The 23,111-nt window shown below is 68.9% G+C and carries 18 protein-coding genes; 14 read left to right on the top strand and 4 right to left on the bottom strand.

Annotation, left to right across the window (positions count from 1 at the left end):
• The first annotated feature begins 1 nt into the window (after position 1).
• Positions 2-4,180: a BTAD domain-containing putative transcriptional regulator gene (locus ACWF9G_RS01500; RefSeq protein ID WP_452512834.1), complete on the top strand. Its 4,179-nt coding sequence runs from the start codon at positions 2-4 to the stop codon at positions 4,178-4,180.
• 145 nt (positions 4,181-4,325) lie between these two features.
• Here ACWF9G_RS01500 and ACWF9G_RS01505 read toward each other — a convergent pair whose 3' ends face one another.
• Complete coding sequence (locus ACWF9G_RS01505; protein WP_452512836.1) at positions 4,326-4,973, bottom strand: hemerythrin domain-containing protein; 648 nt, start codon at positions 4,971-4,973, stop codon at positions 4,326-4,328.
• A gap of 244 nt (positions 4,974-5,217) precedes the next feature.
• On the opposite strand from ACWF9G_RS01505, the gene ACWF9G_RS01510 reads away from it, so the two are divergent.
• Entirely contained in the window at positions 5,218-6,435 is a 1,218-nt protein-coding gene (locus ACWF9G_RS01510; protein WP_379303469.1) for an NADP-dependent isocitrate dehydrogenase, read from the top strand.
• A gap of 226 nt (positions 6,436-6,661) precedes the next feature.
• Positions 6,662-7,813 carry an MFS transporter gene (locus ACWF9G_RS01515; protein ID WP_452512937.1) on the top strand — a complete coding sequence of 384 codons (1,152 nt, stop codon included), beginning with the start codon at positions 6,662-6,664 and terminating at the stop codon, positions 7,811-7,813.
• A gap of 90 nt (positions 7,814-7,903) precedes the next feature.
• Here the strand turns inward: ACWF9G_RS01515 and ACWF9G_RS01520 are convergent, their stop codons facing one another.
• Positions 7,904-8,434 (bottom strand): ester cyclase, encoded by a 531-nt coding sequence (locus ACWF9G_RS01520; RefSeq protein WP_452512838.1) that lies wholly within the window; start codon positions 8,432-8,434, stop codon positions 7,904-7,906.
• A gap of 716 nt (positions 8,435-9,150) precedes the next feature.
• Here ACWF9G_RS01520 and ACWF9G_RS01525 point away from each other — a divergent pair.
• Positions 9,151-10,074: a hypothetical protein gene (locus ACWF9G_RS01525; RefSeq protein WP_452512840.1), complete on the top strand. Its 924-nt coding sequence runs from the start codon at positions 9,151-9,153 to the stop codon at positions 10,072-10,074.
• A gap of 152 nt (positions 10,075-10,226) precedes the next feature.
• The gene (locus ACWF9G_RS01530) at positions 10,227-10,808 is read left to right on the top strand and encodes a TetR/AcrR family transcriptional regulator (protein WP_452512842.1); all 582 of its coding nucleotides are present in this window, start codon (positions 10,227-10,229) and stop codon (positions 10,806-10,808) included.
• Between the two features lie 52 nt (positions 10,809-10,860).
• Here ACWF9G_RS01530 and glpK (ACWF9G_RS01535) read toward each other — a convergent pair whose 3' ends face one another.
• Together glpK (ACWF9G_RS01535) and ACWF9G_RS01540 are read right to left on the bottom strand one after the other, a co-directional pair.
• A complete protein-coding gene (gene glpK, locus ACWF9G_RS01535; protein WP_452512844.1) occupies positions 10,861-12,363 on the bottom strand; it encodes a glycerol kinase GlpK in 1,503 nt (500 codons plus the stop codon).
• Positions 12,364-12,475: 112 nt separating this feature from the next.
• Entirely contained in the window at positions 12,476-13,228 is a 753-nt protein-coding gene (locus tag ACWF9G_RS01540) for an IclR family transcriptional regulator (protein WP_452512846.1), read from the bottom strand.
• A gap of 115 nt (positions 13,229-13,343) precedes the next feature.
• On the opposite strand from ACWF9G_RS01540, the gene glpK (ACWF9G_RS01545) reads away from it, so the two are divergent.
• From glpK (ACWF9G_RS01545) to ACWF9G_RS01585, 9 genes are all read left to right on the top strand, one after another.
• Positions 13,344-14,861 carry a glycerol kinase GlpK gene (glpK, locus tag ACWF9G_RS01545; RefSeq protein ID WP_379303455.1) on the top strand — a complete coding sequence of 506 codons (1,518 nt, stop codon included), beginning with the start codon at positions 13,344-13,346 and terminating at the stop codon, positions 14,859-14,861.
• Between the two features lie 23 nt (positions 14,862-14,884).
• Positions 14,885-16,564 (top strand): glycerol-3-phosphate dehydrogenase/oxidase, encoded by a 1,680-nt coding sequence (locus ACWF9G_RS01550; protein WP_452512849.1) that lies wholly within the window; start codon positions 14,885-14,887, stop codon positions 16,562-16,564.
• 102 nt (positions 16,565-16,666) lie between these two features.
• Positions 16,667-17,305, top strand: a complete 639-nt coding sequence (locus ACWF9G_RS01555; protein ID WP_379303451.1) for a TetR/AcrR family transcriptional regulator — start codon at positions 16,667-16,669, stop codon at positions 17,303-17,305.
• 208 nt (positions 17,306-17,513) lie between these two features.
• Positions 17,514-18,263, top strand: coding sequence for an SDR family oxidoreductase (locus ACWF9G_RS01560; protein WP_379303450.1), 750 nt, complete (start codon positions 17,514-17,516; stop codon positions 18,261-18,263).
• A gap of 121 nt (positions 18,264-18,384) precedes the next feature.
• On the top strand, positions 18,385-19,602 hold the full coding sequence (locus tag ACWF9G_RS01565; RefSeq protein ID WP_452512852.1) for a lipid-transfer protein: 1,218 nt from the start codon (positions 18,385-18,387) through the stop codon (positions 19,600-19,602).
• A 20-nt stretch (positions 19,603-19,622) separates the two neighbouring features.
• Positions 19,623-20,057 carry a type II toxin-antitoxin system Rv0910 family toxin gene (locus ACWF9G_RS01570; protein ID WP_378855100.1) on the top strand — a complete coding sequence of 145 codons (435 nt, stop codon included), beginning with the start codon at positions 19,623-19,625 and terminating at the stop codon, positions 20,055-20,057.
• Between the two features lie 10 nt (positions 20,058-20,067).
• A complete protein-coding gene (locus ACWF9G_RS01575) occupies positions 20,068-20,943 on the top strand; it encodes a MaoC/PaaZ C-terminal domain-containing protein (RefSeq protein ID WP_452512854.1) in 876 nt (291 codons plus the stop codon).
• A gap of 25 nt (positions 20,944-20,968) precedes the next feature.
• A complete protein-coding gene (locus ACWF9G_RS01580; RefSeq protein WP_452512856.1) occupies positions 20,969-21,850 on the top strand; it encodes an SDR family oxidoreductase in 882 nt (293 codons plus the stop codon).
• 13 nt (positions 21,851-21,863) lie between these two features.
• Complete coding sequence (locus ACWF9G_RS01585; RefSeq protein WP_452512858.1) at positions 21,864-23,096, top strand: acyl-CoA dehydrogenase family protein; 1,233 nt, start codon at positions 21,864-21,866, stop codon at positions 23,094-23,096.
• The last annotated feature ends 15 nt before the right edge of the window (positions 23,097-23,111 follow it).

A 23,111-nucleotide genomic window follows, 5' to 3' on the forward strand; every position in this document is an offset into this window, starting at 1 on the left:
CATGCCCGCCGTACGCATCGAAGTACTCGGCCCGCTGCGGGTCGAGGTGGGGGAGCGGCCCGCCGATCTGGGTGGACCGCGTCAGCGCGCGCTCCTGGCCCGCCTGGTCCTCGCGGGCGGCGACGTGGTGTCGACCGACCGGCTGATCGACGACCTGTGGGCAGGCGATCCGCCACCCAAAGCCCTCGGCGCCCTCCAGGCCCACATCTCCTACCTGCGCCGCGCGATCGAACCCGGCCGCCCGCCCCGCGCACCCGCCACCGTCCTGATCTCCGAGGCCCCCGGCTACGCCCTGCGCCTCGACCGATCCGCGGTCGACGCCTGGCAGTTCGAGCGCCTGCTCGCCGACGGCGACCCCGACCCCGCCCAGCGCTATCGCGTCCTCGGCGACGCACTCGCGTGCTGGCACGGCGAGCCGTACGCCCCCTTCGCGACGACCCACTGGGTCATCCCGGAAGCCGCCCGCCTCCACGAACTCCGCCGCCTCGCCGTCGAACGCCGCGCCGAAGCGGCCCTGGCCCTCGGCCACCCCGACGAGGCCTTCGCCCTCCTCCACTCGCACGTCGCCGACCACCCCGACCGCGAAAACGCCGCCCGCCTCCTGGCCCTCACCCAATATCGCCTCGGCCGCCAACTCGACGCCCTCGCCACCTTGCGCCGAGTCCGCACCTACCTGGACACCGAATTCGGTGTCCTCCCCGGGCCTGCCCTCGGCGCCTTGGAAACCGCGATCCTCACCCACGCACCGGAATTGGATCAGCCCCCGGTACCAGCCGACCCGCCCCGATCGCCCGATTCGACGCGGCCAGAGGCACCGACACCATCGATCGCCGGCCGACCGAAGTCCGATCCGCCGTTCCCCAACCAGCACCCTGCCGATGTCGCTGACCGGATTGCGGTGGGTCGACTCATCGGCGATGGTGCGACCTCCGCACGGGTTGCCGATGGCGGTGCCACCCAGGCCGCCGATCGTGCTGCGGGTGCCCCTCGCCCCGCGCACGTTCCCCCGCCGGTAGACGGTGCGGCTGACTCTGATCGGCTCACCGCTGACCCTGCGCGGGCTGCTGACGGAGGGGAACCGGCCAGGTCGGCGAGTGGTCGGGTGGTAGCTGCTCGGTCTACAGGTCCGGTCGGCGATGGGGCTCCGGTTGTCGGCGTGGGTGTGGCGGCGGATCGGCCCGGGGACGGCGGTCGCGCGGATCTGGCCGGTACGCGATCGCGGTTCATCGGCGCGGCGGTCGGGTATGACGCCGAACGGGCGGCGCTGCTCGCCGAGGCGGGCGAGGTGGGGGCGCACGGGCGGGCCAGGGTGGTGTGGCTGGAAGGTGAAGCGGGTGCGGGCAAGACCACCCAGGCCGAATCGCTGGCCTGCGCACTCGCTGCCGACGGGTGGACCGTCGTGAGCGCGGCGTGCCCCGAAGTCGACGGCGCGCCCGCCGCGTGGGCTTGGATACATCTGCTCGACGGACTCGGCGTGCAGACGGTGGCAGGCGCTGTGTCACCGCGAGGTGAGCGCGCTCAGCAGCCGACGGCCCCGGGGTCTCCGCGAGTCCTTGGCGCGCAGATTGCGGCGGCCCCGGTATCAGGTCACGGTGAAACCGCCCGGACATCGGCAGGTCCGGCATCGGAGTCGTTCGGTGCGCGGGTTTCGGCGGATCCGGGACCGGACGGGTTCGGTGCGCAGGCGGGACCGTTCGCTATCGCGCAGGCGGTGACTCGGGCGTGTGGGCAGCGACTGGCCGACGGGCCGGTGCTGGTGGTTCTCGAAGATGTCCATCGTGCCGACAGCGCTACCTTGCAGATCCTGCGGCAGGTGGTGGCCTGGCTGGCACAGCGGCCGGTGCTGGTCCTGGTCACCGCTCGGGGGTCCGAGGCCGACGCGGGGGTGCGGGCTACGGCTGCGGCGCTGGCGGCGACGACCGGTCGACGGCTGGAGCTGGGTGGTCTCGATACCGCGGCGGTGCGCGCGGTCGCGGCAGGTGCGGGGCTGGGGTCCATCGATGACGACACCGCCGAGCGCTTGCGCGAGCGAACCGGCGGTAACCCGCTTTTCGTCCGCGAGGTCGCCAAACTCGCTGCGGCGGTGGGCGATCTGCACGCCGTACCGGATGGTGTGCGCGATGTGCTGAGCCGCCGGATCGCCCGGCTGCCCGCGGGCGCGGCCAGGGCCTTGCGCCTGGCCGCGGTGTGGGGCGACGACATCGACTTCGACACCCTGCTCGAGCTGACCGCCGAGCCGGAGGAGACGCTGATCGACCTGGTCGACACCGTCACGGTCGCCGGCCTCGTCCGGATCACGGGCACCGATCGAATCACCTTCGCCCACGCGCTGATTCGCGATGCCGTCTACGGCGACATACCCGCCTTGCGTCGGGCCCGCCTGCACTGGTCGGCTCTGGAACTGCTCGAACGCCGCACCGGCACGACCATCGCAAGCGTTCACCGGCCTGCCGATCACCGCATCGCAGGCCTCGAATCAGCCACCGGCGCAGTCGACCTCGACGCCATGGCGCACCACGCCATCGCCGGTGCGGGCACCGCGAACGCAGGCCGGGCCCTGCGCTACGTCCTCGCCGCTGCCCGCAGACGCACCGCCCGCCGCGCCCACCAGGACGCTGAGCCCCTCTGGCGCTCCGCACTCGAATTACACACGCGCGCAGGACATGGCAGCGCCACCGCCCCCCGCGACGACCGCCTCGCCGCACTGTCGACCCGCTGCGCCCTGATCAACGCCCTCGCCTACGGCGGCAACGACGAACAAGCCCGCATCCTGCGCGTCGAAGCCCTGGAAACGGCCCGCGCCTTGATGCCGACATCCAATCGCCACGCCGTCCTCGACATAGCGACTGGCCCCGCAACAGAGCCCGGCCGCGGTGCTGCGATCGGCCCCACGGCAGCGACCGGCCACCGTGCTGCGACCGGTAGTGGTGCCGCGGCTGGTGGTGGTGTGGTGACCGGCGGCGGTGTCGCGCCGGACGGTGCCACGCACGACGGCTCCGCCACGACCCCCGTCACCGACCCCCCGACCATCACCACCGACCCCATCGTCGCCGTCCTCACCTGCTGGCGCGCCCCCACGATCTGGACCAGCCGGGAACGCGGTGCTCCCGACCGTGGCATGCGGGCCGATCTGGCCGCCGCGTTGACCCGCACGACAGCGCCGGACCTGCGGATCCGGCTGCTCGTCACCGCCGCCTTCGAAGTCGTCGGCTTCGACAACCCGCACGCCTTCGCCTGCTCCGCCGAGGCCTTGCGCGCGGCGCGCGAGCTCGGTGATCCCGAATTGTTGTGCGCCGCACTCAATGCCAGGGCTTTCGTTGCTCTCGGTCCCGATCTGTGGCCGGAGCGCGGCGACCTGGCCGACGAACTGCTGCGCGTGTCGACCGAGGCGGGTCTGCCGGAGTACCAGGCGGTCGCGCATTTTCTGCGCTTCCTCGTCGCCTCGGGCGCGGGCAGGCTGGTCGCCGCGCGGGCCGAGATCGCCAAGGCACTCGACTGCGCCGAGGGCGGCCAGCTCGGCCCGCTGCTGGTCGTCTCCACCGCGCATCTGGCTGTGCTCGCCGCACTGCGCGGCGACTTCGCGACCGCCAAGGCCGTCGATGCCGACCTCAGCGCGAAGATGATCGCGGCAGGTCACGCCAACGGTGCCGAACTGACCCTGCTGGCCGAGATGATGACCGGCTGGGCGCTCGGCGACCTCGCTCCCGGCCTCGACGGATACGCCGCGCTGAACGCGGCCGCACCGCACGCGCTCCGGTCCGCGTACATGCTGGCCCTGCTCGACGCGGGACACACCGAGCAAGCGGCCGCGCTGCTCGGCGCGGGCACCCCGGTCCTGCGTGACTACTACTGGTGCGCGATGTCGGTGTTCGAGGCCAGGGTGGTCGCCCGGATCGGCACGGTCGAGGCGGCCCGGCGGCTCTATCAGGACCTGCTGCCCAGAGCGGGCACCATCGCGGGTATGGACTCCGGGTCGGTCGCCTTCGGCCCGGTCGACACCGTCCTCGCCGAACTGGCCGACCGGCTGGGTGAGCACGCGGCCGCCACCGAGCACCGCGCCGCGGCCGAGGACGTACTCGCCGCCATCACGACCGAACTGGCCGCCCTCGACGACATCGACATCGCGACGACGACTACCAGTCGGCCCGCATCTGCCGCCGGGCCTTCGGCGACCGCATAGCCGCATACGCCTGCCGCCTAGTCGACTGGTTCCAGCCGCCTACGTCGTCGGCTTGCGCCGGTGCCGGATCCTTGCTCGCCTGGCGGCATCTGTCTTATCGGCTCCAGCGTGGGCTGCTACTCACCAACCCAGCGACCACCGACCCTCACACACCGGCCAGCACCCGCTCCCGCCTGCGGTACCCGATGCCGAACACAGCCAGCATGACCTTCACCGGCAGTCCACCATCGGCGGTCACCTCGGCGAGCTCCGCCTGCGTGCAGACCGCGGCCATGCGTGGCAACTCGAAACTCATCACCGCGCCGGAACGCGCCGCCGCCTCGACCTTGGTCCACTGCGCCGCACTCACGTACGCGGTGACGATCGGGAACACGGTCCGCTCCTCGTCGGCGATGTGCTCGTCGAGCACGGTGTGCAGCCTGGTCAGCCGCTCGGCCAGGACAGCGGCCGCGCCGGGCCGCCGGGCGACCAGGTCGGCGCAGGCCGCCCTGATCTCGGCGAGCATCGGGTCGAGCTGGGCGTGGTCGTCGGTCAGCTCCCTGAGGTCGACCGCGTCGCCCGCCGCGGCGGTGAGCGCAGGCCAGAGAACCTCGTCCTCGATGCGATGGTGATGGTGGATGGAGTCACACAGCAGACCCAGATACTCGGCGATCGCGCGGGCCCGCCGCGGCGCACACGGCGTCCCCGCGGCGAGCTCCCCGGCCAGGACGGCGAAACGAGCGGTATCGGCGAGCATCGCGCGGTGGGCCAGCCGGATGCCGAGTAGGTTGGGAGTCGAGCGTATGTCGGTCATGACCCGACAGTGCCCGCGGTCACTTGTGACCTGTTTGCCGTCCGCTGCGGGGCGGAGTCCCGCACAGCGGGCCCTCCCATCGCGGTGAGGTAGGGGGCAGCAGTACGCTCGTCTTGTTTGCACCACACGTCCCGCAGACAACGCGGGGCATATACGTTGTCTGTTGGAACAGCTGGGGTCCGCTCACAAGCGTGTTCGCCTGGCCGTGCAATGAGGGCACCATCCTAGGAGGACACGAAGATCCATGTCCAAGATCAAGGTTGAAGGTACCGTCGTAGAACTCGACGGCGACGAGATGACCCGGATCATCTGGCAGTTCATCAAGGACAAGCTGATCCACCCGTATCTCGACGTGAACCTCGAGTACTACGACCTCGGCATCGAGTACCGCGACAAGACAGACGACCAGGTCACCGTCGACGCGGCGAATGCCATCAAGCAGCACGGCGTCGGCGTGAAGTGCGCCACCATCACCCCCGACGAAGCGCGGGTGAAGGAGTTCGGCCTCAAGAAGATGTGGCGCTCGCCCAACGGCACCATCCGTAACATTCTGGGTGGCACCATCTTCCGCGCGCCGATCATCATCTCCAACGTGCCCCGCCTGGTGCCCGGCTGGACCAAGCCGATCATCATCGGCCGCCACGCCTTCGGCGACCAGTACCGCGCCACCGACTTCAAGGTCTACGAGGCGGGCACCGTCACGCTGACCTTCACCCCGGAGGACGGCAGCGAGCCGATCGTGCACGAGGTCGTGAAGATGCCCGAGGACGGCGGCGTCGTCATGGGTATGTACAACTTCAAGAAGTCGATCGAAGACTTCGCGCGCGCCTCGCTCAACTACGGGCTGCAGCAGAACTACCCGGTCTACATGTCGACGAAGAACACCATCCTGAAGGCCTACGACGGCATGTTCAAGGACACCTTCCAGGAGATCTTCGACACCGAGTTCAAGAGCCTGTTCGACGCGGCGGGCCTGACCTACGAGCACCGCCTGATCGACGACATGGTCGCCTCCTCCATGAAGTGGGAGGGCGGCTACGTCTGGGCCTGCAAGAACTACGACGGCGACGTGCAGTCCGACACCGTGGCGCAGGGCTTCGGCTCGCTGGGCCTGATGACCTCGGTGCTGCTCACCCCGGACGGCAAGACCTGTGAGGCCGAGGCCGCGCACGGCACCGTCACCCGGCACTACCGCCAGCACCAGCAGGGCAAGCCGACCTCGACCAACCCGATCGCGTCGATCTTCGCCTGGACCCGTGGACTGGAGCACCGGGGCAAGCTGGACAACACCCCCGAGGTGATCGGCTTCGCGCAGGCGCTCGAGGACGTCGTCATCAAGACCGTCGAGGGCGGCCAGATGACCAAGGACCTGGCGCTGCTCGTCGGTGGCGATCAGGGCTACCTGAGCACCGAGGAATTCCTGGGTGCGCTGGACGTGAACCTGGCTCGCGCACTGAAGTGAAATAGCTGGAGTTCCGCGTCGAACCGCGGATCCGCACGGCTGGGAAAGGCGCTCGCATCGAACCCGATGCGGGCGCTTTTTCGTTGCCGGATCCCGGGGGTGGGGCAACTCACCCCCGCCTCGGGTAGCGATTGGGTACCCGGGCCCGTTGCATGGAGGCGTGACTTCTTCCCTCTCCGCCGCCGACCGCGTCGAGGCGCCACGCACCAGCTGGCATGTCCCCGCGATGCTCGCGTTGGCGCTGGGTGGGTTTGGCATCGGCACCACCGAGTTCGTGACCATGGGCCTGCTGCCCGATATCGCGAGAGCCTTCGACATCTCCGAGCCGACGGCCGGGCACGCGGTGTCGGCGTACGCGCTCGGCGTTGTCGTCGGTGCGCCGCTGATCGCCGCGCTGTGTGCCAGGGTGCCGCGCAAGAAGCTGCTCGTCGCGTTGATGGCCGCGTTCACCGTCGGCAATGCCGCGACTGTGCTTGCTCCCACCTTCGGCACCCTCGTGCTCGCCCGGTTCGTCTCCGGGCTGCCGCACGGTGCCTACTTCGGTGTCGCCTCGCTGGCGGCGGCCACGCTCGCCCCGGTCGGGCAGCGGGCGAAGGCGGTGGCCGCGGTGATGCTCGGGCTGAGCGTGGCGAACGTGATCGGTGTGCCCGGCGCGACCTGGCTCGGTCAGCATCTGGGCTGGCGGGACGCCTATGTCGTCGTCGCCGTGATCGGCGTGGCGACGATGGCCGCGCTGTGGCGATATGTGCCCTCGCTGAGCGGTATGAAGGTCACCAACCCGATGACCGAACTCGGCGCGCTACGCCGCCCGCAGGTGCTGCTCACCCTGGCCGTCGGCGCGATCGGATTCGGCGGCATGTTCGCCGTCTACACCTACATCGCCACCACCATGACCGATGTCGCCGGCATGCCGATCGGCGCGGTGCCCATCGTGCTCGCCCTGTTCGGCCTCGGCATGATCGCGGGCAATATCCTCGGCGGCGTCATGGCCGACCGCGGTGTCGACCGCTCGATCCTCTTCGCCATGATCGCGATGGTGGTCATCCTGGCCTGCTTCGTCCTGGCCGCCCACAACCCCGTCACCGCCGCCATCGGCGCCTTCCTGGTCGGCGCATCCGGCGCGGCCCTGGCCCCCGGCCTGCAAACCCGCCTGATGGACGTCGCCGCCGACGCCCAAACCCTGGCCGCCGCCCTCAACCACGCCGCCCTCAACATCGCCAACGCGGCGGGCGCCTGGCTCGGCGGCCTCGTCATCGCGGCAGGTCTCGGCTACACCGCCCCCGCCGCGGTCGGCGCCCTACTGGCAGTCCTGGGCGTCCTGCTCTTCACCGTCACCGTGTGGGCCGCCCGCCGCAGCCCGACAGGCACACCGAGCTGACGTCCGCACACTCGGCGACCGCGCGGCTGGTCTTCGCGTGGGCCTGATGATCGTGAAAGCTGCCACCCGCGTGGGGGAGCGGAGGTCTGGCTAGCGACGGCGAGTGAGGCCTATTACGCGCGTTTTGGCGTTGAAGGCGGCCTTCAACGCCTGATCCGCCAGCGATCCGTCCGGGGGGAGCAGCTTGATCTGGCGCGCGAACTCCATCTGGTCGTAGCGCACCGTATTGGTGGCGACCTTCCGGTCCGCGAGCACGAAGTGATCCATGCCCTCGAAGTCGATGCGCGTACCGGTGCCGTCGATTCCGAAGTACGTGCCGACGTGCCGACCGGTCAGATGCCAGTGCACGAAGACATCCGCATCCGACTCGGCGATCGCCACGATCGCGAGATCGAGGTCGGCCACAGCGGCGAAGGTCTGCTCGAAGTAGGCGGCGATCTCGTCGGTGCCACGACATGTCCCGGTCGGCAGGTACACGACGGTATCGGCCGTCCACCAGGACCCACGCAGGCTGTCGACATCCTTGGCGTTGAGCCGCCCGAACGCCCATCGGACGAGTTCCGCGTAGGTGCCGTCCCTCGGCGGAGCAATAGCGGTCAGGGTGTGACTGGTATCGGTCATCTCAAACTCCCATGCACGTAGTGCGCGGCAAATTCACCGGCGCGTCTCGGAAGCGTCCTTTGTCCATAGTGATCCCCTACACCGCCGAACGCACTAGTAGTCGACGGCCGGCTATCGAGTAGTCGGGTACGCGTGCGACGTGTGCCGCAGCGGAGAACACTTTCACCTATCCGGTTCGGCCCACCGGTGTCGTCCCGGAAGCTCCGCCGAAGATCGTCAGCGGGAGGACCGATGCGATCGACAAAACACGGCCGCGCCGAGGTCTCGCCGGGTGCGTATCTTCTCATGGGTGTGCTGTCACTGGCTCTGGTGCTGACAACAGCACTTGCTTCTGGGTGTGATCGATCGCCAGGAACATCGCCATCGTCCACTACGACGAAGCCCGCACCGGTGTCATCCGTCGGAGGTGGGGCCACGACATCGGAGCCTGCGACGTGGTCCGTACCGGCAACGACTGAGGATGCGGCCACACCCTCCGAGGAAACGACCTGGTCGGCGCCCCCAACCTATCGCGGTCGGACGCGGTCTCCAGGGCCCCAGCCCACTTCGGACGACTCACTACCCAGTGGTCCTACGCCCCCGCCTTACCCGACGATTCTCCCAACCGAACCGACTCCACCGGCGACGGCTCCGCTACTGGAAGCCCCGGACCCCGATCCCGAAACGACGGGCTCTGCACAATGAGCACACCGCCTTCGCCGACACCGACTATCGCCGTGGACAAGTGGATTGGTGTGGTCGCAGGCGTCGTCGCACCCACGACCGTGATCACCGGATTGTGCTACTACTTCGGTTTCGTCTCCGCCCGCGCATACTTCGGCTACTTCGGTGTCGACACCGAGTCCTTCCAGTTCTCGACAGCGGACTATGTGCTGCGCAGCGTGGCCGTGCTGTACCCGGCCCTGGTGATTGCGCTGGTGGTGGCCTGTTCCCTGTTTGCGATCCACGTGTACGGGAGGCGAGCCCTTCGAAAGGCCGGGGGATCTCGTCTTGCGTATCGCGGCGGCTGGTCGGGAATTGTGGCGGGGGCGATTCTGACCGCACTGGCGATATTGGGTGTCGTTGTGCCCCGATTTTCGGTCCTGTGGTCCACGGTGCTGGTCCCGGTAGCGCTGGCAGCGGGGGCCCTGTTGATCGTGGCGGGATCCGAAGCTTTGGCGGCGCTCCGGTCGGGAGATACACCGCGTTCCGCCACCCCCGCACAGCGTTCAGTCTGGATGTTCGCCGGCGCGGCGATGGTGCTGGCCGCTTTCTGGATGACGAACATCTTCGCCAACTGGTATGGAGGACTGCAGGCGCAGAAAACTGTGGATGAACTCTGGGAACGGGAAACTGTCGTGACACTCGATACGACCGAGCCCCTGTTCGCGCCAGAGAACCTGGTGCTGGAAACGCCGCTCGGTACGCAACCAGGTCAGCGTTTCACTCACCGCTACGAGTGTCTTCGAACCCTCGTGGTCCGTCCCGACCGATGGGTGCTCGTCCCCGCCCGGTGGACGGTGGAGAACGGCTATTCATTGGTCATCCCGATCGATGACTCCTCCCGGATCAGTCTGACCAAGCTGGATCGGCTCTCCGAGAACAAGGCAGCCACGGACTGGAAAGCGCCATGGCAATGTCCCGAGATCGCTCCCCTCTGAAAGATGCCGGTGGTGGCGGAATCGAGATATCCCCCGTCCGGGCAACGCGATTCCGCCACCGACCAGTTGTTCAGTTCTGTGGTGATGGATGTCGGATCGCAGTGTTACATAGTTGACCGATCGATCAAAATAGACTTGGGTATGCTCGGAAAGTGGCGCGTACCAAAGAATTCGACCCCGATGTCGCGCTGGACCGTGCGCTGGATCTGTTCTGGCAGCGCGGCTACGAGACGACATCGATAGCGGATCTGATCGAGCATCTCGGTATCGCCAGGGGCTGTATCTACGCGACTTTCGGCAGCAAACACGAGCTCTTCATGAAGGCGCTGCAACGCCACCTGGAGATCGTCGACGCGCGGGTCACCGCGGAATTGGCCCGTCCCGGCCCGGCGCTGCCCGCGATCAGAGGGCTGATCGACCAGTTCGTGAACGAGTCCTGTGCGGAGAACCGGTTCCTGGGTTGCCTGGTCACGACCGCCGCGGTCGAGCTCGCCGCCCGCGACGCCGATGTCGCCCGGCTGGTCGAATCCAGCTGGGCGCGCACGGAGACGGCCCTGTTCTCCGCACTGTCGCGCGCCCGAGCGCAGGACGAACTGCCGTCCGACGCGGATACGCGCGCGATGGCCCGCTTCCTGCTCGTCTTCTTCCAGGGCGTCTGGGTGCTCGAACGCGCACCCAATTCCGCCACCCGCCTGCGGGACGCGGGCCGGGTCGCCGCCTCGATTCTGGGCTGAGCGCCGGCGCGCGGCGCACCCTCATTCGTGAACAACCGGTCTAGTTTGCGGGCTAGGCCGACCCACCGCCCGCGGGCCGCGCCCAGCCGACGCTGAGCTGCACCGCCCGCTGCCACCGTTCGTACTCCTCGTCGCGGACGGACCGATCGGCCTGCGGCACCCACTGCGCCGCCACCCGCCAATTACGCCGCAGCCCTTGCAGATCCGGCCAGTACCCCACGGCCAGCCCGGCCGCGTAGGCCGCGCCGAGCGAGACCGTCTCGGTCACCAGCGGACGCATCACCGGAACGCCGAGCACATCGGCGATGATCTGCATGAGCAGATTGTTCGCTGCCATCCCGCCCGCGACCCGCAACGACTGTGCCCGCAACCCGGCATCGGCGTTCATGGCCTCGACGACATCGCGGGTCTGCCAGGCGGTGGCCTCCAGCACCGCGCGGGCCAGGTGGCCCTTGGTGACGTACGAGGTCAGCCCGATCAGCAGCCCGCGCGCGTCACTGCGCCAGTGCGGCGCGTAGAGCCCGGAGAACGCGGGGACCAGGTAGCAGCCGCCGTTGTCGTCGACCGTGTTGGCGAGGGTCTCGATTTCGGGCGCGGTGGCGATCAGTCCGACGATGTCGCGCAGCCACTGCACCAGCGACCCGGTGACCGCGATCGGGCCTTCCAGCGCGTAGACCGGGTCGGGTCCGACCTGGTAGCCGATGGTGGTGAGCAGCCCGTGTTCGGATCGGATCAGGTCGGCGCCGGTGTTCATCATCAGGAATCCACCGGTGCCGTAGGTGCATTCGGTCTCGCCGGGCGCGAAACAGGTCTGGCCGAACAGTGCCGCGTGCTGGTCGCCGAGGGCAGCGCCGATCCGGACGCCGGGCGCGACCGTGCGCGCGGTCCCGAAGTCACCGGTCGACGGTTCGATGCGGGGCAGCATCGCGCGCGGAATATCGAAGAACCGCAACAGTTCCTCGTCCCACTGCCGGGTGGCCAGATTCATCAGCAGGGTGCGGCCCGCGTTGGTGACATCGGTGACATGGATGCCGGTGAGATTCCAGATCAGCCAGGACTCCATGGTCCCGAACAGCACCTCGCCGCGTTCGGCGCGCGCCCGCAACCCGTCGACATGGTCGAGCAGCCAGCGCATCCGCGGTGCGGCGAAGTAGGTGGCCAGCGGCAGCCCACTCAGCTCCGTGATCCGATGCGCGCCGGGCGCTTTCCGCAATCGCTCGACGAGCTCCTCGGTACGGATGTCCTGCCAGACGATGGCGGGCCGCACCGGCACTCCGGTCTCGCGATCCCACACCACGGTGGTCTCACGCTGATTGGCGATCCCGATCGCCGCCACCTGCGCGACCGTGATTCCGGCATCGTGCAGCGCGGCGGGCACGATCCGCTCGACGGTCCGCCAGATCTCGAGCGCGTCCTGCTCGACCCACCCCGACCTCGGATACCGCTGGCGGTGCGCGCGCTGAGCCAGCCCCACCAGCCGCGCGTGCCGGTCGAACACGATGCAGCGGGTCGAGGTGGTGCCCTGATCCAGGGCGAGCACATACCGTTGCGTCACCGGAGTCTCCCGTTGGTCGCGCCGCGCCGAGATCCCGATGGATCGCCAGCTGGCCCTTGCCTGTCCGCGGCAGCACTGACCGGCAAGGCCCGGTTCGGCACGGTGGCGCGGATCATCGTGCCGCGCCGAGATCGCGGTGCACGGCCGCAGCGGCGGCGCGCACCTGATCGACGGCGGCGGGCCGGATCTGTAACCGGTTGTCGCACAGTCGATCGGTCGGTCCCGAGATGCCGATGGCAGCCACCACCAGTCCTCCTCTGGCCCGGATCGGCGCGGCGACACCCGCCTCGCCGGTCCGATACTCCTCGACCTCGCTCGCCCAGCCGGTCCGCCTGACCTCGGCGATCGCGCGGTCCAGCGCTGTCGGGTCGACGATAGTGCGACGCGTGAAGGATTGCAGCGCACCGGGTTCCGTCGCCGCGTCGTAGGCGAGCAACACCTTGCCCAGCGCGGTCGCGTGCGCGGGCAGCACCTCACCGACGGCGAGTACCTGCTCGGTGTTGTCGGGCCGGAAGACGTGATGCACCACCGTCACTCCGGCAGGCCGCGCCACCGCCATCCGCACCGATTCACCGGTCCGCGCTGCCAGCGCGTCGGCCCGGTGGATCGCCCGCGAACGCAGCTCGTTGACATCGAGATGGTCGCTGCCGAGCTCGCCCAGCGCGGGCCCGAGCAGATACCGGCCCGTCGCCGGATCCTGGTCGACGAAGCCCACCCCGAGCAAGGTCCGCAGGATGCCGTGCGCGGTGGGTTTGGCCAGGTCGAGCGCGGCCGCGACCTCGCCGACAGCCATCGGCCCCGACCCGCGCGCGAGCAGCCGCAGCACGGCCGCGGCTCGCTCGATCGACTGGATCGGACCCGGCACCGCCCGAACCTATCAGCCAACCGTTCAGCATTGTCGAACGGCAGCCGTGGCGGCCGGGTCACGCCGTTCCTAGCGTGGGTTCCGGACTCGATGGTGAGTTCTCGAAAGGACCACGATGAATCGGTATGTGGGCGCGATCGACCAGGGCACGACCTCGACGCGTTTCATGGTTTTCGACCGGAACGGCGCCGTCGTCGCCCGGCATCAGCTCGAACACGAGCAGATCATGCCGCGCGCGGGCTGGGTCGAACACAATCCGGACGAGATCTGGGAACGCACGCGCACCGTCGTCAAGACCGCGCTCGCGACGGCCGATCTGACCGCCGCCGACCTGGCCGCGATCGGCGTCACCAATCAGCGCGAGACCACCATCGTGTGGAACCGCCGCACCGGCCGCCCGTACTACAACGCGATCGTCTGGCAGGACACCCGCACCGATCGCATCATCGCCGCACTCGAGGCGGCCGGGCACAGCGAGCGCATCCGCGACAAGACCGGACTCCCGCCCGCGCCCTACTTCTCGGGCGGCAAGCTGCGCTGGATCCTCGACAATGTCGAGGGTGTGCGCGCCGACGCCGAACGCGGTGACGCCCTGTTCGGCACCCTCGACACCTGGCTGATCTGGAATCTCACCGGCGGCATCCGGGGCGGCGTGCACGTCACCGACCCCACCAACGCCTCGCGCACCATGCTGATGGACCTGGAGACCCTGCGCTGGGACGACGAACTCCTGCGTATCTTCGACATCCCGCGCGCCATGCTGCCCGCCATCGCGCCGTCGTCGAACCCGGCCGGTTTCGGCACCACCAATCCCGACGGCCCGTTCAAGGGCGCGGTGCCGATCGCGGGCGTCCTCGGTGACCAGCAGGCCGCCGGCGTCGGGCAGGTCTGCTTCCAGCCGGGCGAGGCCAAGAACACCTACGGCACCGGCAATTTCCTGATGCTCAACACCGGCGCCGACATCGTGCGCTCCACGCACGGCCTGATCACCACCGTCGCTTACCAGTTCGGCGACGACAAGCCCGTCTACGCGCTGGAGGGCTCGATCGCGGTCACCGGCTCGGCCGTGCAGTGGCTGCGCGACCAGCTCGGCATCATCGCCGGCGCAGCGCAGATCGAGGACCTGGCCGAACAGGTCGACGACTCCGGCGGCGTGTACTTCGTGCCCGCCTTCTCCGGGCTGTTCGCGCCGTACTGGCGACCCGACGCGCGCGGGGCTGTCGTCGGCCTCTCGCGCTACAGCAACAATGCCCACTTGGCCAGGGCGACACTGGAATCCATCGCCTATCAGACCCGCGATGTGGTCGAAGCCATGCAGCGCGACTCCGGCGTGCAGCTGGCGACCCTGCGCGTCGACGGCGGCGTGACCATGAACAAACTGGCCATGCAGATCCAGGCCGACCTGCTCGGCGTCCCGGTCTCGCGGCCGGTCGTCGCCGAGACCACCGCGCTCGGCGCCGCCTACGCGGCAGGCCTGGCGGTCGGGGTCTGGAACTCCACCGACGAACTGCTCGCGAACTGGCACGAAGACGTCCGCTGGTTCCCCACCTGGTCCGACGAGCAGCGCGAACGCGGCTACCGCCGCTGGCTCAAGGCCGTCGAACGCACCCTCGACTGGGCCGAAATCGACTGATGAACCACAACAAGGAGCAAGTCGTGTCCGTTTCCCTGGACCCCACCTACCGCGCCAAGGCGATCGCGGCGCTCGGCGACAGCGAGATCGACGTGCTGGTGATCGGCGGCGGTGTCACCGGCGCCGGTGCCGCGCTCGATGCCGCCTCGCGCGGCCTGTCGGTGACCCTCGTCGAGGCCCGTGACTTCGCCGCCGGTACCTCGAGCCGCTCGTCCAAGCTCATCCACGGCGGCCTGCGCTACCTGGAGCAGATGGACTTCGCGCTGGTTCGGGAAGCGCTGAAAGAGCGTGGGCTGCTGCTGAATACGCTCGCCCCGCACCTGGTGCATCCGGTGCCGTTCCTGTTCCCGTTGCAGCACCGCGTGTGGGAGCGCGCCTACATCGGCGCGGGCATCGCCCTCTACGACACCCTCGGCGGCGCGCGCACCGTGCCCATGCACAAGCACCTGACCCGCACCGGCGCACTGGAACTCGCGCCCGCGCTGCGCTCCGACGCGATGACCGGCGCCATCCGCTACTACGACGCCCAGGTCGACGACGCCCGCCACACCATGATGATCGCCAGGACCGCCGCCGACCACGGCGCGACCGTGCTGACCCGCACCAAGGTCACCGGGCTCGTCCGTGACGGTGAGCAGGTCGTCGGCGCGCACGTGCTCGACCTGGAAACCGGTGCCGCCCACACGATCCGGGCACGCAGCGTGATCAGCGCGACCGGTGTGTGGACCGACGACATGATCAAGATGACCGGCGTCGACTTCCCGTTCCACGTCCAGATGTCGAAGGGCGTGCACATCCTGGTGCCGCGCGACCGGCTCGACCTGCACACCGGCCTGATCATGCGCACGGAGAAGTCGGTGCTGTTCGTGATCCCGTGGGCCGAGCACTGGATCATCGGCACCACCGACACCGCGTGGTCGCTGGACAAGAACCATCCCACGGCCACCGCCGCCGACGTGCAGTACATCCTCGACCACGTCAACGCGGTGCTGCGGGAGCCGCTGACCAGGGCCGACATCGTCGGCACCTACGCCGGACTGCGCCCGCTGATGACGGGTGCGACCAAGGAGACCGCCAAGCTCTCGCGCGAGCACGCCGTCGCCGAGCCCGCGCCCGGCCTGTACGTCATCGCGGGCGGCAAGTACACCACCTACCGGGTGATGGCCGCCGACGTGGTCGACGCCGTCACCGCCCGCCTCGGTGGCGACATCCCCGCCTCGGCCACCGCGCAGCTGCCGATCGTCGGCGCGGAGGGCTACCGCGAAATGCTGGCCGAGGCCGCCGAACTGGCCGCCACGGTGGGTCTGCCCGTCGATGTCGTCGAGCACCTGCTCGGCCGCTACGGCGCGCTGGCCACCGACATCTTCGCTCTCGTCGGCGCCGATCCCGCACTGCGCCAGCCGATTCCGGGTGCGCCGGACTACCTCGCCGCCGAGGCCGTCTACGCGGTCACCCACGAGGGCGCGCTGCACCTCGACGACCTGCTCACCCGCCGCACCCGCATCTCCATCGAGGTTCCCGATCGCGGCCTCGCCGCGGCGCCGGAGATCGCCCGCCTGATCGCGCCGCTGCTCGGCTGGGACGACGAGACCACCAACGCCGAGATCAACCGCTACTACGACCGGGTGCACGCCGAACTCGCCGCCAACGAGGCGAGCGACGACATCTCCGCGAACACCGCGCGCTTGGTCGCCGTTCGGTGACGGGCTGACCCGGTCTCGGGCGCGGAAGCCACGGTTTCCGGCGGGCGCGGCCACGACCTACCGCTTACCTTCAGGTCTGTATGTAAGAGGTAGGATCGGCCGATGACCAGCACCGCAGCCGACAAACCGCCGCGGCGGACGCAGGAGCAGCGCAGCAGCGAGATGCGCACGCGCCTGCTCGACGCGACCATCGACTGCCTGGTCGAATACGGATACGCGGGCACGACGACGCCGCGGGTCGCCGAACTCGCCGGCGTCACCCGCGGCGCGCAGGTGCACCACTTCGGCTCCAAACACGATCTGGTTGTCGCCGCGATCAAGCATCTGGCCGAGCGGCGGGTGGCGGCCGCTATGAGCGAGATGACGCAGGTCAGGGTCGGTGACGATCCGGTCGGCGCCGCGCTCGAGTTCCTGTGGGACCTGCATCAGGGGCCGCTGTTCATCGCGACGGTGGAGCTGTGGGTGGCCGGCCGGACCGATCCGGTGCTGGCCGCCGCCATGGAGGAGGTCGAACCGCTGGTCAACACCGCGGTGCTGCAAGCGGTCGCCGAGCTGATCCCGGACGATCTGCGCCGCAAGGGCGCCCGCGACTTCGCCTACACCGCGATGGACGCGCTGCGCGGCATCCTCGTCGCCAATTTCGTCGTCCCCGACCCCGAACGGGCGCACCGCCGTTGGCGTCGCGCCATGGTGGACCTGCGTGCCGCGGCGGCTGCCGTGATCGCCGCAGGTTCTCGCTGATCGCGAGCGCCGCGGGTCGATAGCGGCGGCAGATCCGGGGCACACGATGGGTGGTGTCGGCTCCGGGTTGGGCCGGTGGGCGCCCCAAGCGCCGCGGTCCGCTGCGCGTCGGCAGCGATCGGTTCCGCCGACGGGCGCCGGATGACTAGCGTGAGCCCATGGAATCGCACATCGAGCCCTCGCAGGCACCAGCGCCGGCGGTGGTGTCATGAGCCGGGGCACCATCGTGATCACCGGCGCCAGCTCCGGCCTCGGCGCGGAGATGGCCCGCCAGTTCGCCGCCATCGGCTATGACCTCGGATTGTGTGCCCGCCGCACCGAACGGCTCGAGGAACTGCGCGCGGAGATCCTCACCGAGCATCCCGATCGTGTCGTCTCGGTGCGACAGCTCGACGTCACCGACGACGCTGCCGTGTTCACCGTCTTCGACGAGTTCGCGGCCGAATTCGGCGTCATCGACCGCGTGGTGGTGAACGCGGGCCTGGGAAAGGGCGCGCCACTCGGCACCGGCAAGCACGCCGCCAACCGGGAGACCGCGGTCGTGAACTTCCTCGCCGCACTGGCCCAGACCGAGGCCGCGATGAAGATCTTCCGCGCCCAGGGCACAGGCCATCTGGTGATGATCTCCTCGATCTCCGGCCTGCGCGGCATGCCCAAAACGCTGACCACCTACGCCGCCACCAAGGCCGGAGTCGCCGCACTGGCCGAGGGCCTGCGCGCGGAAGCTGTTCCCGGCGTCGACGTCTCGGTGATCTACCCCGGCTACATCCGCTCGGAGATGAACGACCGGATCGAACACGCGCCGAAGCTCATGGTCGATACCGAAACCGGCGTCCGGTCCATGGTCGCCGCCATCGAGAAGCGCCGCGCCAAGGCCTACGTCCCGGACTGGCCCTGGATCCCGATCGGCTTCGCCTTGCGCACCCTCCCGCTGCCGCTGGTCCGCAAGCTTCTCTGACGGCAAACCCGGCGCCGCCACGACTGTCGCGCGGCTCGACGGTGACCTGAGTCACGAAATCCCATTGTGAAGATACATGCAGGGCTGTATGTTTATGGCCAAGCGTGAGGATGGGAGTTCAATGGTGAACAAGGTCTACGTGGTCGGCGTCGGGATGACGAAGTTCGAGAAGCCGGGCCGCAAGCAGGTCGAGGAGGCCGACGGGACCACCCGGGCCTGGGATTATCCGGACATGGCCCGCGAGGCGGGGACCAAGGCGCTGGCCGACGCGGGCATCGACTACGCCGAGGTGGAACAGGCCTACGTCGGCTACGTCTACGGCGAGTCGACCTCGGGACAGCGCGCGGTCTACGAGCTGGGTATGACCGGGATCCCGGTGGTCAATGTCAACAACAACTGCTCCACGGGTTCCACCGCGCTCTACCTCGCGGCACAGGCGATCCGGGGCGGGCTGGCCGAGTGCACGCTGGCGCTGGGCTTCGAGAAGATGCAGCCGGGCTCGCTCGGTTCCACCTGGGACGACCGTGAGCAGCCCATGAGCAAGCACGTGATGGCGCTCGCGGAGATCTCCGAGGTGCTGTTCCCGGTGGCGCCGTGGATGTTCGGCGCGGCAGGGCGCGAGCACATGAAGCGCTACGGCACCACCGCCGAGCACTTCGCCAAGATCGGCTACAAGAACCACAAGCACTCGGTGAACAACCCGTATTCACAGTTCCAGGACGAGTATTCGCTCGACGACATCCTCGGCTCGCGGATGATCTACGACCCGCTCACCAAACTGCAGTGCTCGCCGACCTCCGACGGCTCGGGCGCGGCGATCCTGGCGAGCGAGGCGTTCGTCGACCGGCACGACCTGTCGGCCCAGGCGGTCGAGATCGTCGGGCAGGCGATGACCACCGACTTCGCCTCGACCTTCGACGGCACCGCCAAGAACCTCATCGGCTACGACATGAATGTCATCGCGGCGCGGAAGGTCTACGAGCAGGCCGGGCTCGGCGCCGAGGACTTCCAGGTGATCGAGCTGCACGACTGCTTCTCCGCCAACGAACTGCTGCTCTACGAGGCGCTCGGCCTCTGCGGCGAGGGCGAGGCGGGAAAGCTGATCGACGATGGCCAGACCACCTACGGCGGCAAGTGGGTGGTCAACCCGTCGGGCGGGCTGATCTCCAAGGGGCATCCGCTCGGCGCGACCGGCCTGGCCCAGTGCTCCGAGCTCACCTGGCAGCTGCGCGGCACCGCGGGTAAACGCCAGGTCGACGACGTCACCGCTGCCCTGCAGCACAACATCGGCCTCGGCGGCGCCGCCGTGGTCACCGCCTACCAGCGCGCGGTGCGCTGACCCGCACGAGGAGTACCGCAATGGGACATATCGAAGCCACCAAGACCGTCACCGCCACTCCCGAAGCGCTCTGGGCCGTCGTCTCGGACCCGCAGACCTGGGACAAGTGGTTCACCATCCACGAGAAGTTCATGGAGGAGCCGCCCGCCGTGCTGGTCGAGGGCGCCGGGCTGGTCGCCAAGATCGTCATGCTCGGCATGGCGAACAAGATGGAATGGACGGTCAAGGCCGTCGAGGTGCCGAACCGGCTGACTCTCACCGGGGCCGGAATGGCCGGTGTGCGTACCGAATTCACCTTCGACATCAAGCCCGAGGGCTCCGGCAGCGTCATCCTGGTGTCCGGCGACTTCGAGGGCGCGCTGATCAAGGGCGCGCTGGGCAAGGCCGTGGAGAAGGACGGCCGCACCCAGCTCGACAAGTCCCTCGACCAGCTCGACGCGCTGGCCTCGGCGTAGGGCGGCGGGGATGACAGCGCAGGCATCGGGACGCGTCGTCGAGTTCGACGACGCGGGCCTGGAAAAATGGAGCGACGCGGAGCGATTCGCGGTGACCGCGGACCGGATCGCCGAATACGCCGCGGCGACCAATGATCCGATCGAGGCGCACCGCACCGGCGAGGTCGCGCCGCCGGTATTCGCCATCGTGCCGGTGTTCGAAGCCATGATGATGCCCGTCATCGACGTGGCGCCGATGGACATCTTCGGCCGCGTCGTGCACGGCGAGCAGGACTTCCACTTCCACCGGCCGATCCGGCCCGGCGAGGAACTGGTCTCGCGGGCCAAGGCGGTCGGCTACACCAGCAAGTCCACCGGAACGACCATCACCATCCTGGTCGAATGCCGCGACGCCGCGGGCGAACTGGTGAATGAGCAGTACCTCACCGCCTTCTTCCGCAACATCGACGCTGCCAAGTCGGTGGGGGAGCAGGCGCCGTCGCACCGGTTCGACGACAGTCTGCGGGCGAGTGCGCCGTCGGCGGTCGTCGACCACCACGTCGACGACGACCAGACCTTCCGGTACTCGCCCGCCTCGGGCGATCCGGTGCCGCTGCACCTCGACGAGCAGGTCGCCAAGGACGCCGGACTGCCCGGCATCATCGCGCACGGCCTGTGCACGATGGCCATGGCCTCCTGGGGCGTGCTCACCGCGACCGCCGGTTCGGATGTGCATCGGCTGCGGCGCTTCGCGGTGCGCTTCGCCAAGCTCGTGTTCCCCGGTGACGACCTGCAGACCCGGATCTGGCCCGTCACCAGCGCCGACGGCGTCACCACCTACGCGTTCGAGACGGTGCGCGGCGAGGATGTCGTGCTCAGCGACGGCCTCGCCGTGATCGCGGACTGAACCCCCTCACATACAGGAGTCACCCATGAGTTCCCTGGCAGGCAAGGTCGCCGTGATCACCGGCGCCGGCCGCGGCATCGGCCGCGAGCACGCGCTGTTGTTCGCGCGGGAAGGCGCGAAGATCGTCGTCAACGACCTCGGCGGCAGCAACGCCGGCGTCGGCGCCGACGTCGGTCCGGCGCAGCAGGTCGCCGACGAGATCCGGGCCGCGGGCGGCGACGCGGTCGCCAATACCGACAACATCGCGACCTGGGACGGCGCGCGGAACCTGATCGCCCAGGCGGTGTCGGAGTTCGGCGGGCTCGACATCGTGGTCAACAACGCGGGCATCCTGCGCGATGTCTTCGTCGCCGCGATGGACGAAGCCCAATGGGACGCGGTGATCGCCGTGCACCTCAAGGGGCACGCGGCCGTGCTGCATCACGCGGCCGCCTACTGGAAGGCGCAGAGCAAGGCGGGCAATCAGCCCAACGCGGCCGTCGTCAATACCGCGTCGGCCTCGGGTGTCACCCTGCCCAACGCGGGCCAGGCCAACTACGGCGCGGCCAAGGCGGGGATCGCCGCGCTGACCCAGGTAGCGGCCGAGGAACTGGGCCGCTACGGCGTGCGGGTCAACGCGATCGCGCCGATCGCCCGCACCCGGCTCACCCTGGCCACCCCCGGCATGGGTGAGATGTTCGCCGCCGAGGCCGCCGCGGCCGAGGAATCCGGCGGCTTCGACGCCTTCAGCCCGGCCAATATCTCGCCGCTGGTCGCCTACCTGGCCTCCGACAAGTGCCCCATTACCGGCAAGGTGTTCGCGGTGCAGGGCGGCGCCATCTCGGAGCTGGCCGGCTGGCACGACGTGAAGACCATCGAGACCGAAGGGCCGTGGGCGATCGACGACATCGCCGTGCGGCTGCCCTGAGCGGGAGACGACGATGATCGAATGGTCCGAAACCGATCTGATGATCCGCGACGCCGTGCGGACCTTCATCGACAAGGAGGTACGCCCGCATCTGGACGCCCTCGACAGCGGTGAGATGCTGCCGTACCCGATCCTGCGGAAGCTGTTCAGCCAGTTCGGGATCGATGCGATGGGTGAGGACGCCGTCGCCAAGATGCTCGCCAAGGAAGCGGCGGGCCCGCGGGAGAAGTCCGGTGGCGGCGGTGGATCGCCGTTCGCCGGGCAGCAGTCGATGATGGCGGTGCTGATCAGCGAACTGTCCGGTGTCTGTATGGGATTGGTGTCCGCGCTCGGTGTCAGCATCGGGCTCGGCGCCACCACCATCATGTCGCGGGGCACCCTGGCACAGAAGCAGCGCTGGCTCGCCGACATCGTCACCCTGCGCAAGGTGGCGTCCTGGGCGATCACCGAACCCGACTCGGGCTCGGACGCGTTCGGCGGCATGAAGACGCGCGTCGAACGCGACGGCGACGACTACATCCTCAACGGGCAGAAGACCTTCATCACCAACGGCCCGTGCGCCGACGTGATGATCGTCTACGCCAAGCTCGACGAGGGCGACGGCGCCGACAAGCGCCACCGCAAGGTGCTCACCTTCGTGCTGGACAAGGGCATGGAGGGCCTCACCCAGGGCAAGCCGTTCAAGAAGATGGGCCTGCATTCCTCGCCGACCGGCGAACTGTTCTTCGACAATGTCCGGCTCGGCCGCGACCGGCTGCTCGGCGAGACCGAGGAACACCGTGGCGGTGACGGACGGGAAAGCGCCAGAGCCAGTTTCACCGCCGAGCGGGTCGGCGTGGGGTTCATGGCGCTGGGGATCATCGAGGAATGTCACCGGCTCTGCGTCGACTACGCCCGCAACCGCACGCTGTGGGGTCAGGAGATCGGGCGCTTCCAGTTGATCCAGCTCAAGCTGGCGAAGATGGAGATCGCCAGGATCAATGTGCAGAACATGGTGTTCAACGTGCTCGAGCGGGGTAAGGCGGGCAAGCCGCCGAGCCTGGCCGAAGCGTCGGCGATGAAGCTCTACTGCTCCGAGGCGGCCACCGAGGTGGCGATGGAGGCGGTGCAGCTGTTCGGCGGCAACGGCTACATGAGCGAGTACCGGGTGGAGCAGCTCGCCCGCGACGCGAAGTCGCTGATGATCTACGCGGGCAGCAACGAGATCCAGGTGACCCACATCGCCAAGGGTCTGCTCGGCAAGTAGGCGCGACAGGGCCCG

It is taken from the genome of Nocardia sp. NPDC055029 (assembly GCF_053608525.1).

Bases quoted from the DNA above. Each gene is read 5' to 3' on its own strand.
- ACWF9G_RS01500 (WP_452512834.1), top strand. From the start codon at position 2: ATGCCCGCCGTACGCATCGAAGTACTCGGCCCGCTGCGGGTCGAGGTG.
- ACWF9G_RS01505 (WP_452512836.1), bottom strand. From the start codon at position 4,973: ATGACCGACATACGCTCGACTCCCAACCTACTCGGCATCCGGCTGGCC.
- ACWF9G_RS01510 (WP_379303469.1), top strand. From the start codon at position 5,218: ATGTCCAAGATCAAGGTTGAAGGTACCGTCGTAGAACTCGACGGCGAC.
- ACWF9G_RS01515 (WP_452512937.1), top strand. From the start codon at position 6,662: ATGCTCGCGTTGGCGCTGGGTGGGTTTGGCATCGGCACCACCGAGTTC.
- ACWF9G_RS01520 (WP_452512838.1), bottom strand. From the start codon at position 8,434: ATGACCGATACCAGTCACACCCTGACCGCTATTGCTCCGCCGAGGGAC.
- glpK (WP_379303455.1), top strand. From the start codon at position 13,344: ATGAATCGGTATGTGGGCGCGATCGACCAGGGCACGACCTCGACGCGT.
- ACWF9G_RS01555 (WP_379303451.1), top strand. From the start codon at position 16,667: ATGACCAGCACCGCAGCCGACAAACCGCCGCGGCGGACGCAGGAGCAG.
- ACWF9G_RS01560 (WP_379303450.1), top strand. From the start codon at position 17,514: ATGAGCCGGGGCACCATCGTGATCACCGGCGCCAGCTCCGGCCTCGGC.
- ACWF9G_RS01565 (WP_452512852.1), top strand. From the start codon at position 18,385: ATGGTGAACAAGGTCTACGTGGTCGGCGTCGGGATGACGAAGTTCGAG.
- ACWF9G_RS01570 (WP_378855100.1), top strand. From the start codon at position 19,623: ATGGGACATATCGAAGCCACCAAGACCGTCACCGCCACTCCCGAAGCG.
- ACWF9G_RS01575 (WP_452512854.1), top strand. From the start codon at position 20,068: ATGACAGCGCAGGCATCGGGACGCGTCGTCGAGTTCGACGACGCGGGC.
- ACWF9G_RS01580 (WP_452512856.1), top strand. From the start codon at position 20,969: ATGAGTTCCCTGGCAGGCAAGGTCGCCGTGATCACCGGCGCCGGCCGC.
- ACWF9G_RS01585 (WP_452512858.1), top strand. From the start codon at position 21,864: ATGATCGAATGGTCCGAAACCGATCTGATGATCCGCGACGCCGTGCGG.